This is a genomic window from Micromonospora sp. CNZ285 (assembly GCF_004637285.1).
Genome location: NZ_SPQD01000001.1, coordinates 1,112,336 through 1,123,870 on the forward strand (window position 1 = coordinate 1,112,336; position 11,535 = coordinate 1,123,870).

At 76.8% G+C, this 11,535-nt stretch carries 10 protein-coding genes; 8 read left to right on the plus strand and 2 right to left on the minus strand.

The genetic code is table 11. The annotated features are described in order from the left end of the window. Window positions 1-9: 9 nt before the first annotated feature. The 5 genes from CLT75_RS33045 to CLT75_RS04965 are packed head-to-tail and all read left to right on the plus strand — an operon-like array spanning window position 10 to window position 5,543. On the plus strand, window positions 10-1,212 hold the full coding sequence (locus CLT75_RS33045; protein ID WP_486485332.1) for a phosphopantetheine-binding protein: 1,203 nt from the start codon (window positions 10-12) through the stop codon (window positions 1,210-1,212). Continuing rightward, entirely contained in the window at window positions 1,209-2,354 is a 1,146-nt protein-coding gene (locus CLT75_RS04950; RefSeq protein ID WP_167796878.1) for a saccharopine dehydrogenase NADP-binding domain-containing protein, read from the plus strand. Before CLT75_RS33045 ends, CLT75_RS04950 begins: the two co-directional genes overlap by 4 nt. Further along, window positions 2,351-3,442, plus strand: coding sequence for a Gfo/Idh/MocA family oxidoreductase (locus CLT75_RS04955; RefSeq protein ID WP_135239692.1), 1,092 nt, complete (start codon window positions 2,351-2,353; stop codon window positions 3,440-3,442). The genes CLT75_RS04950 and CLT75_RS04955 overlap by 4 nt, the downstream gene beginning before the upstream one ends. After that, window positions 3,439-4,194 (plus strand): alpha/beta fold hydrolase, encoded by a 756-nt coding sequence (locus CLT75_RS04960; RefSeq protein WP_135239693.1) that lies wholly within the window; start codon window positions 3,439-3,441, stop codon window positions 4,192-4,194. The genes CLT75_RS04955 and CLT75_RS04960 overlap by 4 nt, the downstream gene beginning before the upstream one ends. Further along, window positions 4,152-5,543 carry a serine hydroxymethyltransferase gene (locus CLT75_RS04965; protein ID WP_167796879.1) on the plus strand — a complete coding sequence of 464 codons (1,392 nt, stop codon included), beginning with the start codon at window positions 4,152-4,154 and terminating at the stop codon, window positions 5,541-5,543. The genes CLT75_RS04960 and CLT75_RS04965 overlap by 43 nt, the downstream gene beginning before the upstream one ends. Here CLT75_RS04965 and CLT75_RS04970 read toward each other — a convergent pair. Continuing rightward, window positions 5,528-6,778 (minus strand): cytochrome P450, encoded by a 1,251-nt coding sequence (locus tag CLT75_RS04970; protein WP_135239695.1) that lies wholly within the window; start codon window positions 6,776-6,778, stop codon window positions 5,528-5,530. The two genes, CLT75_RS04965 and CLT75_RS04970, sit on opposite strands and share 16 nt — an antisense overlap. A gap of 97 nt (window positions 6,779-6,875) precedes the next feature. On the opposite strand from CLT75_RS04970, the gene CLT75_RS04975 reads away from it, so the two are divergent. The 3 genes from CLT75_RS04975 to CLT75_RS04985 all read left to right on the plus strand — a co-directional run bounded on the left by CLT75_RS04975 (window position 6,876) and on the right by CLT75_RS04985 (window position 10,436). Continuing rightward, entirely contained in the window at window positions 6,876-8,054 is a 1,179-nt protein-coding gene (locus CLT75_RS04975; protein ID WP_135239696.1) for a glycosyltransferase, read from the plus strand. A 64-nt stretch (window positions 8,055-8,118) separates the two neighbouring features. Beyond that, window positions 8,119-9,003, plus strand: coding sequence for an NAD-dependent epimerase/dehydratase family protein (locus tag CLT75_RS04980; RefSeq protein ID WP_135239697.1), 885 nt, complete (start codon window positions 8,119-8,121; stop codon window positions 9,001-9,003). Between the two features lie 14 nt (window positions 9,004-9,017). Next, window positions 9,018-10,436, plus strand: coding sequence for an aldehyde dehydrogenase family protein (locus CLT75_RS04985; RefSeq protein WP_209310267.1), 1,419 nt, complete (start codon window positions 9,018-9,020; stop codon window positions 10,434-10,436). A 42-nt stretch (window positions 10,437-10,478) separates the two neighbouring features. Here the strand turns inward: CLT75_RS04985 and CLT75_RS04990 are convergent, their stop codons facing one another. After that, complete coding sequence (locus CLT75_RS04990; protein WP_135239698.1) at window positions 10,479-11,534, minus strand: hypothetical protein; 1,056 nt, start codon at window positions 11,532-11,534, stop codon at window positions 10,479-10,481. Between the last annotated feature and the right edge of the window lies 1 nt (window position 11,535).

The window sequence follows — 11,535 nt, forward strand, 5'->3', positions numbered from 1 at the left end:
CCCGGCTACATGGTGCCGGGCACGATCGGGGTGGTCGACGCGCTGCCGCTGACCGGCAACGGCAAGGTCGACCGGGCCGCCCTGCCGGCGCTGCTTCGGGCGCCGGAGCTGGGCGGGGCCGCGCCGGTGTCGGCGGAGCCGTCCGGCGAGGTCGAGATCGCGCTGGCGAAGGCGTGGGCGGAGGTGCTGGGCGTGCCCACCGTGGGCCGCGACCACACCATCTTCCAGCTCGGCGGCGACTCGCTGCTGGCGGCGCAGCTCGTCGCCCGGATCCGCGAGTCGGTGCCGGCGGCCGCCGACGCCTTCTTCGACCAGATGCTGCGCGACCTGCTGGAGGGGTGCACGCTCGCCGAACTCGCGGCCGGTCTCGGCGCCGGTTCCGCCGCCGAGCCCCGGTCCGGTGGTGAGACCGGGCCGGACGGGCCGGTGGCACTGGTCGGCCTGGACGGTCCGGGGCCGGACGTGCTCGTGCACGACGGCACCGGCGGGCTCCCCCCGGTCGGCGGTGACCTCGCCGCCGCCGGGTCCGGCCTGGTGGTGACCGCGCCGCAGACGTATCTCGGCCTGGACCCGGCGGTGCTCGTCGACTGGCACGCCTCCGCCTGCGCCGACGTGCTGGCCGGGACCGTGCCGCTCGCGCTGGCCGGGCGGGACTTCGGCGCCCTGCTCGCGGTCGAGGTGGCCCGGCGCCGGCTGGAGCAGGGCGGCGAGGTCAGCCGGCTGGTCGCCGTCGTCACCGAGCCGTTCACCCCGGACCTGCGCGACGACCTGCTCGTCGAGTACGCCTTCACCAGGGCCCTCGGCGTGGCGCCGCCGGACGTCGGGCTGCCCGCCGAGGCGGACCTGGCACGTGCCGTCGAGGCGGCCGGTGGCGGTGTGCTGCCGCCGGGACGGCTCACCTATCCGCCGGCCGGGCAGGAGGCCCCCGGCGTGACCGACGTGCTGCTGCGGCAGGCCGAACGCCCGGCCGCCGAGCGGCTCGCCGCGATCGCCGCGCGGGCCGGCCTGACCGGGGCCGAGACCGAGCGGCGGTACGAGATGTTCCGGCACAGCCTCGACGCGGCGGCCCGGCACCGCGCCGAGCCGTACGCCGGGGACGTCACGCTCGTGCTCACGTTCGACGGTGAGCGCTGGCCGGCGGCGGCGGAGGCGATCCTGGCCCGCTGGCGCGACCAGTGCCTCGGCGCGGTCGACGTGCGGTGGTCGTGGTGACCGCCGGCCCGGTCGCCGTGGTCGGCGGGTACGGCGCGGTGGGCAGCGCCGCGGTCGCCCGGCTGCACCGCGACGGCGTCGGCCCGCTGCGCGTCGGCGGACGCAACCCCGACCGGGCCGCGGCGCTGGTCCGCGACCGGCTCGGCGGCGCCGGGGAGGCGGTCGCTGTCGACGTGTACGACAGGGACTCGCTGGCCCGCTTCTGCGCCGGCTGCCGGCTCGTGGTCTGCGCGGGCGGCGCGTCGCACCAGGTGCTCGACCGGGTGGCGGTGGCCGCCCTGGCCGCCGGCGCGGACTACGTGGACGCCGGCGGGGACGAGCCGCTGTACGACCGTCTCGCCGGGCGCGACCTCGCCGCGCAGGGCCGGATCGCGCTCGTCACCGCCGGGATGATGCCGGGACTCAGCGGGCTGCTGCCCCGCTGGCTGGCGGCGCGGGGCGTGACCCGGCCCCGGCGCCTGGTCGCCCACCTCGGCGTGATGGACAAGCTCACCCCGGCCGGCGCGGTCGACTACCTGCTCAGCCTGCACGACCGGGAGCGGGACTCGCGCGCGGTGTGGATCGGCGGCCGGCCGGTCGCCCGCGCCGCCGAACCACAGGTGGACGCACTGGTGCCGTTCTTCCCCAACCCGGTCGGCGTGCACCCGTACCTCGGCTACGAGGCGCGCCGGCTCGGCGCCGGACTCGGCCTGGACGAGGTCCGCTGGAACTCCGTCTTCGACGGCGGCGCCGCGATGATGGCCACGCTGGGCCGCCTCCAGGGGGCGATGGCCGGGCAGAGCGACCTGAGCCGGGCCGCCGCCGAGCTGGCCCGCGCCGCCGACCTGGACATGTTCTCGCGCCGCCCGTACCAGCTGATGCTGCTGGAGCTGTCCGGCGCGGACGCCGCGGGCGACCCGGTCACCCGGACCGTGCTGGCCCGCTCGACCGACACGTCCGCCCTCACCGGCACGGTCCTGGCGCTGGCCGCGCGGCAGGTGCTGGACGGGCTGGTGAAGCCGGGGACGCACTTCGCGGCCGAGGGCCTGCACCCGGAGCGGCTGGTCGAGGCGCTGCTGCGCACCGGCGCGCTGACCGCGTTCGAGACGTTCGACGTGCCCGCCGCCGAGGCGGCGTCGGCGGTCGAGGAGGGCGCGTTGTGACCCGCCCCCGGGTGGTCGTCGCCGGCACCGGGTTCGGCCGGGTCTACCTGGCCGGCGTCGCCGACCCGGCGTTCCCGTTCGAGCTGGCCGGCGTGCTCGCCCGTGGCAGCGAGCGGTCCCGGGCCTGCGCCGAACGCTACGGCGTGCCGCTGTGGACCCGGGTGGCGGACCTGCCCGGCGACGTGGACGTGGCCTGCGTGGTGGTCGGTTCCGCGCCCACCGGCGGCCCCGGCGCCCGGCTCGCGGTCGAGCTGATGCGCCGCGGCGTGCACGTCCTCCAGGAGCATCCGGTGCACCCGGGGGAGCTGGCGGAGTGCCTGCGCCAGGCCCGCGCCTCCGGGGTGCGGTACCGGCTCAACAGCCACCACGTCCACGTGGCCGCGGTACGCCGTTTCATCGCCGCGGTACGCGACCTCGCGGCCCGGCAGGAACTGCTGTTCGTCGACGCGGCCACCAGCGTGCAGGTGCTCTACACGCTGTTCGACGTGCTCGGCGAGGCGCTGCCCCGGCTGCGTCCGTGGACGTTCGCCCCGCCGGTCACGCCGCCCGGCGTACCGGCGGCCGAGGTGCCGTTCCACAGCCTCGCCGGCGTGCTCGGCGGCGTGCCGGTCACGCTGCGGGTGCAGCACCACCTCGACCCGCGCGAGCCGGACAACCACGCCCACCTGTGGCACCGGATCACCGTCGGCACCGAGGGCGGCACGCTGACGCTGGTCAGCAGCAACGGGCCGGTGCTGTGGTGCCCCCGGCCGCACCTGCCGCCGACGGACCGGATGGCCGGGTTCGACGAGCTGGCCGACGCGCACCTGAGCTACGGCGTCGCGGAGCCGGTCGGTCCGGCGACCGCGCCGACGTTCGCGGAGGTCTTCACACGACAGTGGCCGGCGGCGGTCCAGGCCGCCCTGACGGGATTGTGGGACGCGGTGACCGACGGCGAGGATCCGATGACCAGGGGCCAGTACCATCTCACGCTCGGCCGGCTCACCCAGGACGTGCTCGATCTGCTCGGGCCGATGCACCTGGTCCGGCGGGACACCCCCACGGTGCTGTCCGCGCGGCACCTGTCCGCGGGACCGGAGGCGGCATGACCCCGCTGACCCGCTGCCTCCAGCGGTACGCCGCGCCCGCCGCGCCGGCCACGCGGCTCGTCTGCTTCCCGCACGCCGGGGGCGGGGCGAGCGGCTTCCGGCAGTGGGCCGGACACCTGCCCGGCGGGGTGGAACTGCTGGCCGTGCAGTACCCGGGCCGGGAGGAGCGCATCGGCGAGCCGCCCGCCACCGACCTGTGCCGCCTCGCCGCCGAGGTGGCGCACGCGCTCGCCGGCCTCGACCCGGCGCCCACCGTCCTGTTCGGGCACAGCCTCGGCGCGGCGGTCGCGTTCGAGACCGCCCGCCGCCTGCCGTCGCCGGTGCTGCTGGTGGTGTCCGGCCGGCAGGCGCCGGTGGACCCGGGCCGCTCGGTGCACCTGATGAGCGGCGACGAGCTGTGGCAGGACGTCGCCCGCTCCGGCGGCACCCGGCAGGAGGTGCTCGACAGCGACGAGTTGCGGGCGCTGCTGCTGCCGGTGCTGCGGGCCGACTACCGGCTCAGCGAGACCTACCGGCCGGCGCCACTGCCGCTGCTGACCTGCCCGGTGCTGGCCTGCTCCGGCGACCGCGATCCGGAGGTCGACCCGGCCGCCCTGGGCGGCTGGCGGTCGGTGACCACCGGGGCGTTCACCGCCCGGCTGTTCCCCGGCGACCACTTCTACCTGGTGCCGCAGCGGGGCGCGCTGATCGCCGAGGTGCTGCGTACCGCGTGGGCGCTGCCCGCCGCCGCGGCCTGGCCGTCGACGCCGTGACCAGCGAGGCGCTCACCGGCGCGCCGGACACCGGCACGACCGACCGGATCGCGGCGCTGTCCGCCGTCGCCGCCGCCGGGGGCGAGGGGTTCGCCCGGCTGGCCGCCGCCGACCCGGCGCTCGTCGCACTCGCCCACCGGCAGCGGGAGCGGCGGTGCCGGCAGCTCAACCTGGTCGCGGCGGCCAGCCCGACGCTGCCGGCCGTGCTGGCCGCCGGTGCGCTGGGCTTCGGCGCCGTCACCGCCGAGGGATACCCGGGTCAGCGCTACCACTCCGGCGCCGAGACCGTCGACGCGGTGGAACGGCTCGCCCGGGCCCGCGCCGAGCTGCTGTTCGGCGCGGCGCACGCGAACGTGCAGCCGGCGTCCGGCTCGGCGGCGAACCTGGCCGTGCTCTACGGGCTGCTCGGGCCGGACGACACCGTGCTGTCGCTGGAGCTGAGCCACGGCGGGCACCTGTCGCACGTCTCCGGCGCGGCGAGCGTCTCCCGCCGGGTGCGGGCCCGGCACTACCGGGTCGGCCCGGACGGACTGGTGGACACCGACGCGGTGGCCGCGCTGGTCCGCGAGGTCCGGCCCCGGCTGCTCATCTGCGGCGGCTCGGCCTGCCCCCGGGCGGTCGACTTCGCCGCGTTCCGCCGCGCCGCGGACGAGACCGGCGCGCTGCTGATGGCCGACGTCAGCCACGTCAGCGGCCTGGTCGCCACCGGGCTGCACCCGTCGCCGTTCGACCACTGCGACGTGGTGACCACCTCCACGTACAAGCAGTTGCGCGGCCCCCGGGGCGGGCTGGCCCTGCTCGGCGCCCGGTCCCGGATCCGCGCCGCCGACCTGGACCGGGCGGTGTTCCCCGGCTTCCAGGGCACGCCCGACTTCGGTGCCATCGCCGGCAAGGCGGTCGCGCTGCGCCACGCGGCCCGGCCGGCGTTCGCCGCCGCGATGGGCCGGGTGGTGCGCTACGCCGGGCTGCTCGCCGACGCCCTCACCGGCCGGGGCGTACCGGTGCTGACCGGCGGCACCGACACCCACATGGTGCTCGTCGACCTGCGGCACGCCCCGGTGTCCGGCCGGTACGTCTGCGACGTGCTGGAGGCGCACGGCGTGCTCGCCAACCGCAATCCGGTGCCGGACGACCCGCGGCCGGTCGGGCAGACCAGCGGGCTGCGGTTCGGCACCAACGACCTGGCGTTCCGGGACGTCGGCGACGACCTGGTGACGACCGTCGTGGCGGCCGTCGCCGGTGCGGTGGCGGAGCTGGCCGAGACCGGCGACCAGGCGCGCTGCCCGTCCCTGGCCGTGCTGCCGGGCCTGGTCGCCGAGGTCGCGTCGCGCGGCTACCGGGAGGAGTGAGGCGCCCGGTCGACGCGCAGCGGCAGCGCGGTCAGCGCCCGCAGGCTGAAGCTCGGCACCGCCCGGCGCGGCGCACCGGCGAGCGCCAGCCCGGGCCGGGCGCGCAGCAGCGCGGTGAGCGTCGCGGCGGTCTCCAGCCGCGCCAGGTAGCCGCCCACGCAGGCGTGCGCGCCCCGCCCGAAGCCGAGGTTGCGGTTCGCGCCGGGCCGGCCCACGTCGAGCCGGTCCGGGTCGGGGAACGCCCGCTCGTCCCGGTTGGCGGAGCCGACCAGCAGCATCACCGGCTGCCCGGCCGGGATCGTGACGTCGCCGACCCGGTGCTCCCCGGTGGTGACCCGGGTCGCGGTCTGCACCGGGCTGTCGTAGCGCAGCAGCTCGTCCACCGCGCCCGTCGTCAGCGCCGGGTCGGCGCGGAGCCGGTCGAGCTGCTCCGGGTGCCGCAGCAGCGCCAGCATCCCGTTGCCGATCAGGCTCACCGTGTTGTGGTGCCCGACGATGAGCAGGAAGACGCCGTTCACCAGCAGCTCGGCGAGCGTCATCGTCCGCTCGGCGCGCTGCGCGGCCAGCCACCTGCTCATCAGGTCACCGGTCGGCTCGCGCCGGCGGCGGGTAAGCAGCCGGCCGAAGTAGTCGCCTGCTTCCCGGGTCGCCTCGGCCGCCGCGTCCCGCTGCGCGTCGCTGAGCAGCGCGTCCGGGTCGGAGGCGGCGCCGAACGCGCGCGACCACCGCTCCAGCAGCGGCCAGTCGGCCCGGGGCAGCCCGAACAGGCGTCCGATGACCGCGATCGGCACCGGGTACGCGACGTCGGCGACGAGGTCGATCTCGCCCCGGTCCGGCAGCGCGCCCACCACCTCGGCGACGGCCGCGTCGATCGCCGGGCGCATGGCGTCCACCGCCTGCGGCACGAACTCGTGACTCATCGCCGAGCGGATGCGCGGGTGGTCCGGCGCGTCGAGCGCGTTGAGCGGCAGCGGGAACCGGGCGTCGATGCCCCGGGTACGGAAGTACTCGTCGTACGCGGTCAGCCGGCCCAGGTCGCAGCTCAGTCGCGGGTCGCGCAGCCCGGCGCGGACGTCGTCGTACCGGGACACCAGCCAGATGCCCGCGTTGGTGCGTACCGCCGGCGCCTCGTCGCGCAGCCGGCGCAGGAACGGGTACGGGTCGTCGGCGTACGCGGCGCCGGTGACGGTGGCGAGGAAGTCCGCCGCGATTCCGGGCGGGGAGGAGGTGGTCATCGGTGGCCTCCGTCGACTGTGGTGCCTGCGGATCGGCTGGGCGAGAATACCGGGGGCCAGGGCTCCGTCACCCATTATCCGGAGGTGGATGGCCCTCATGAAAGTCGTGGTGACCTGCCAGCCCGCGGTCGGGCACTTCCATGCGATCGCCCCGCTCGCGCTCGCCGCCCGGTCCGCCGGGCACGACGTCACGGTGGTCACCGGACGGGGTCTCGGCCCCTGGGTGACCCGGGCCGGGCTGGACGTGGTGGAGGTCGGCCCGGCGTGGCTGGCCGACGGGCCGAGGACGTCGGCGTTCGACGACGAGCGCCGGCGGCTGCGGCTGATGGCCATGGCCACCGCCGCGCTCATCCCGGGCATCGTCGAGGTGCTCCGGGACACCCGCGCCGACGTGCTGCTGCACGAGTCGCTGGAGTGGGCCGGGCCGCTCGCCGCCGACGCGGTGGGCGTGCCCTACGCGGCGCTCGGCCAGCTCCCGCGCCTGCCCCGGGCGGTCACGGCGCAGACGATGGGCGCGGGCTGGAGCCAGGCCCGCACCCGCCTCGGACTGCCCGCCGACCCGGGCATGACGCGGCTCTACCCGTACCTCTACCTCGACGCGTACCTGCCGAGCATGCAGCCGCTGTCCGACGATCCGCTGCTGTGGTTCGGCGGACGGGCCGAGGACGAGGTGGTGCACCCGATCATGCCGCCGCTGTACCAGGTGGACGGTCCGGTGCCGGACTGGCTCACCGCCCCCGCGACACGGCCGCTGATCTACATGACCATGGGCACCGCGTTCAACCAGACGCCGCATCTGTTCCGCGCCGCCGCGCGGGGCCTGCGCGACGAGGACGTCGACGTGGTCATGACGCTCGGCTCCGGCGTCGACCTCACCGCCACCGGCATCGACGCGCCGAACGTGCGGCTGGCCGAGTACATCCCGCAGGACGAGGTGCTGCGCCGCACCGCCGTGGTGCTGCACCACGCCGGCTACCTGACCACCGTGGGCGCGCTGCGGCACGGCCTGCCGATGGTGGTCGTCCCGGTCGCCGTCGACCAGCCGTACCACGCCCACCGGCTCAGCGCGGCCGGGGTGGCGATCCGCCTGGACGAGGCGGCGGCCACACCGGAACGCATCCGCGACGCGGTGCGCGCCACCCTGGACGACGACCTCTACCGGCGCAACGCCGCCCGGCTCCAGGCGGAGATGGCCGGGATGCCCGGCGTGGAGCGGGGCATCGAGCTGCTGGAGCGGCTGGCCGAGGAGCGCCGGCCGCTGCGCGCGGCCGCATAGGACGGATCCCGGCCGCGTACGCCCGCACCTGTTCGCGCGGCCCCCTCGCAGAGAGGCGACAGCCATGCGCGTACCAGTGGAGACCGTCGACGCCGAGCCGGCGCCGCTCGGCCGGATCCTGCTCACCGGCGCGACCGGCCGGGTCGGTGCCCGGCTGCTGCCCCACCTCAAGCGGCTCGGCGGCGAGGCGCGCCTGCTGGTGTGGGGCCCCGGCCCGGGGCCGGGCGGCGGCCGGCTCGTCACCGGCGACCTGCGCGACCCGGCCGTGTGCCGCAGCGCGGTCGAGGGGGTCGACGCGGTGGTGCACATCGCGTCCGCGTTCGTCGGCCTGGACGGGCCGGGCGCCGAGGAGGTGAACCGGACCGCGACCGCGGCGCTGGCCCGTGCCGCGCTCGACGCCGGGGTGCGCCGGTTCGTGCAGATGAGCAGCTACCTGGTCTACGCGCCCGCCGGCGACCGGCCGGTACGCGAGGAAGACCCGCTGCTGGAGTCGCCGGAGTCGTCGTTCCCGGCCGCGAAGCTCGGCGCGGAGGCGGCGCTGCGGCAGTTCACCGGTGGGGAGCTGGAGGTGTGCGTGCTGCGTGTCGCGTTCACCTACGGCGAGGGCGACCCGCATCTCGCCGACGCGCTGAGCTGGGCCGCGCACCGGCCGGACGACGAGCGGCTGCACCTGGTGCACCACGCCGACGTGCGCGCCGGCATCTTCGCCGCGCTGCGCAGCCCGGCCGCCGCCGGGCACACGTACAACCTGGCCGACGACGAGCCGGCCTCGGCGGCGTTGCTGCGCCCGCTGGCCGCGGAGTTCACCGCGCGCGGCGCCGGAGCCGGCGACGCGGAGGAGGGCGGCCCGCTGGGCTGCGTCGTGGACACCACCGCCGCCCGCCGTGACCTGGGCTTCCGGCCCGACTACCCATCGATCGAGGACGCCCGCCGCGCGGGCCGCATGTGACGGAGGACGCCACCATGACCGCGACCGCTGAGCACGCCCCGGCGATGACGATCGGCGGCGTGGCCGAGGAGGCGGCCGCCGTCCTCCCGGTCGACAACCCGGCCACCGGCGCGCCGCTGGGCGCCGCCCCGGTCTGTTCCGGCCGGCAGCTCGACCGGGCGATGGACGCGGCGCTCGCCGCCGCCGGCGGCTGGGCCGCCGACGACGAGGCCCGGCGTGCCGCGCTGCTCGCCGCCGCGAAGGAGGTGTCGCGGGCCGCGTCCCGGCTGGGCGCCCTGGTCACCGCCGAGCAGGGCAAACCGACGGCGATGGCGATCGCCGAGGCGTACGGCGCGGCCGGCGCGCTGCGCTACCACGCCGGACTCGACCTCGGCGCCGAGCTGCTGCGCGACGACCGGCGCGGGCACGTCGAGCTGGCCCGCCGTCCGCTCGGCGTGGTCGCCGCGATCACCCCGTGGAACTTCCCGGTCGCGATCGCCGCGGCCAAGCTGGCCCCGGCGCTGCGGGCCGGCAACACGGTCGTGCTCAAGCCCTCGCCGTACGCGCCGCTGGCCGTGCTGGAACTGGGGCGGCTGCTGGCGCCACTGTTCCCGCCCGGCGTGGTGAACGTCGTGTCCGGCGGGGACGACCTCGGCGCGGCGATGGTCGCGCATCCGGTGCCGGCGCACGTGTCGTTCACCGGGTCGGTGGCCGCCGGGCGCCGGGTCGCCGCCTCCGCCGGGGCCGGGCTCAAGCGGGTCACCCTCGAACTCGGCGGCAACGACCCGGCGATCCTGCTCGACGACGCCGACCCGGACGCGATCGCCGAGAAGCTGTTCTGGGAGGCGTTCGCCAACAGCGGGCAGGCGTGCATGCTGGTGAAACGGCTGTATGTGCCGGCGTCGCGGCACGGTCGCGTGGTCGACGCGCTGGCCGACCGGGCCCGGGCCACCCGGGTCGGCGACGGTGCGGTGAAGGGCACCGAGCTGGGGCCGCTCACCACCGGGGCGCAGTTGCGCCGGGTCACCGCGCTGGTCGAGGCGGCCACCGCCGGGGGAGCGCGGGTAGCGGCCGGTGGCGCGCCGCTGCCCGGCCCGGGACGGTTCTTCGCCCCCACCGTGCTCGCCGGCGCCACCGACGACCTGGCGGTCGTGACGCAGGAGCAGTTCGGGCCGGTGCTGCCCGTCGTGCCGTACACCGATCTCGACGACGCGGTCCGGGCCGCGAACGCCGGCCCGTACGGGCTGGGCGCCTCGGTGTGGTCGGCGGACCCGCAGCGCGCCTGGGACGTCGCCGCGCGGCTGGACGCGGGCACGGTGTGGGTCAACTCGCACGCCGAACTGACCCCGGACCAGCCGTACGGCGGCCTGAAGTGCAGCGGGCTGGGCGTGGAGGGCGGCGTGGCCGGGCTGCACGGCTACACCGGCGCGCAGGTGCGTCACCGTCCCCGGTGAGCCGCCGTCCGGGCGCCCTCTCCGGGGCGCCCGGAGCGCGGGTCAGGTCAGGCCGCTGTAGAACAACGCGCCGATGACGGCCCGTTCCGCCTGCGGCAGGCGGGCGTGCGGCACCGCCCGGCCGGTCAGCGCCAGCCCTTCGCGCGGCTGGTAGATGAAGTCCAGCCCGCCGTCGGGGAAGTTGCCCGCCTCCCGCACCCACCGGTCCAGCCAGGCCGGGTCGTGGCCGGTCTCGTCGAGGTACGAGCGCATCGGCCCCGGGTCGCCGGCGATGGTGAACAGCAGCGACACCTCGCACGTCGGCTGGTCGGTGTGCACGCCCAGGTAGTCGCCCTTCTCGTAGCGCAGGTACGTGCACCGGGTCGGGTGCATGGGCCGGCCCATCCGGGCGCTGATCTCGGCGACCAGCGCCGGATCCTCGTGGATCTTGATGAGGGTCGGCCCGGCGCCCAGGTACGCGTTCATCGACCGGCTCACCAGCGCGTCGTGCTCGACGTCCCAGCCCGGCTGCGGCCCGCCCGCGAAGGACTCCCCGCGCGGGGCGGCCAGCAGCACCTCGACGTCCTTCATGCACTCCCGCGCGGTGGCCGCCGAGATCAGGTCCGGCATGTGCCAGTAGTACCCGGACGGGTCCAGCATGGACAGGTAGTCGCTGCGCCGGCCGCTGGACTCGCGCAGCAGCGCCGCGTACTCCTCGTCCACCTCGTGGTCGGTGGGCCGCCGCACCACCCGCGACTTCACCGCCCTGATGATCAGCGGGCCCTGCGGGAACATCTGGTCGTACGTCGCGTCGACCAGCGGGCCACCGCCGGCCAGCGGTGACACGTCGGCCGGCGGCACCCCGGCCGACACGGCCAGGCGCTCGTACAGCCGGATCGAGGCCGGCGGCTCGTCGCGCAGTCCGAGGTGGTGACGCAGCCGCCAGCGCCGCCACTCCAGCTCCACCTCGTTGATCCGGTGCCGGGGCCACCGGTACGAGCCGCCGGGCGCGTACAGCGCGTCCCGGATGTGCTGCACGTCGATCGCGCGGACCCGGTCCGCGGCGGTGCGGAACAGGGCCGACGCGTCGGCGCCGGACGCCCAGGTGGCAGTGGACATG

Bases quoted from the DNA above. Each gene is read 5' to 3' on its own strand.
- CLT75_RS33045 (WP_486485332.1), top strand. From the start codon at position 10: ATGGTGCCGGGCACGATCGGGGTGGTCGACGCGCTGCCGCTGACCGGC.
- CLT75_RS04960 (WP_135239693.1), top strand. From the start codon at position 3,439: ATGACCCCGCTGACCCGCTGCCTCCAGCGGTACGCCGCGCCCGCCGCG.
- CLT75_RS04970 (WP_135239695.1), bottom strand. From the start codon at position 6,778: ATGACCACCTCCTCCCCGCCCGGAATCGCGGCGGACTTCCTCGCCACC.
- CLT75_RS04975 (WP_135239696.1), top strand. From the start codon at position 6,876: ATGAAAGTCGTGGTGACCTGCCAGCCCGCGGTCGGGCACTTCCATGCG.
- CLT75_RS04980 (WP_135239697.1), top strand. From the start codon at position 8,119: ATGCGCGTACCAGTGGAGACCGTCGACGCCGAGCCGGCGCCGCTCGGC.
- CLT75_RS04985 (WP_209310267.1), top strand. From the start codon at position 9,018: ATGACCGCGACCGCTGAGCACGCCCCGGCGATGACGATCGGCGGCGTG.
- CLT75_RS04990 (WP_135239698.1), bottom strand. From the start codon at position 11,534: ATGTCCACTGCCACCTGGGCGTCCGGCGCCGACGCGTCGGCCCTGTTC.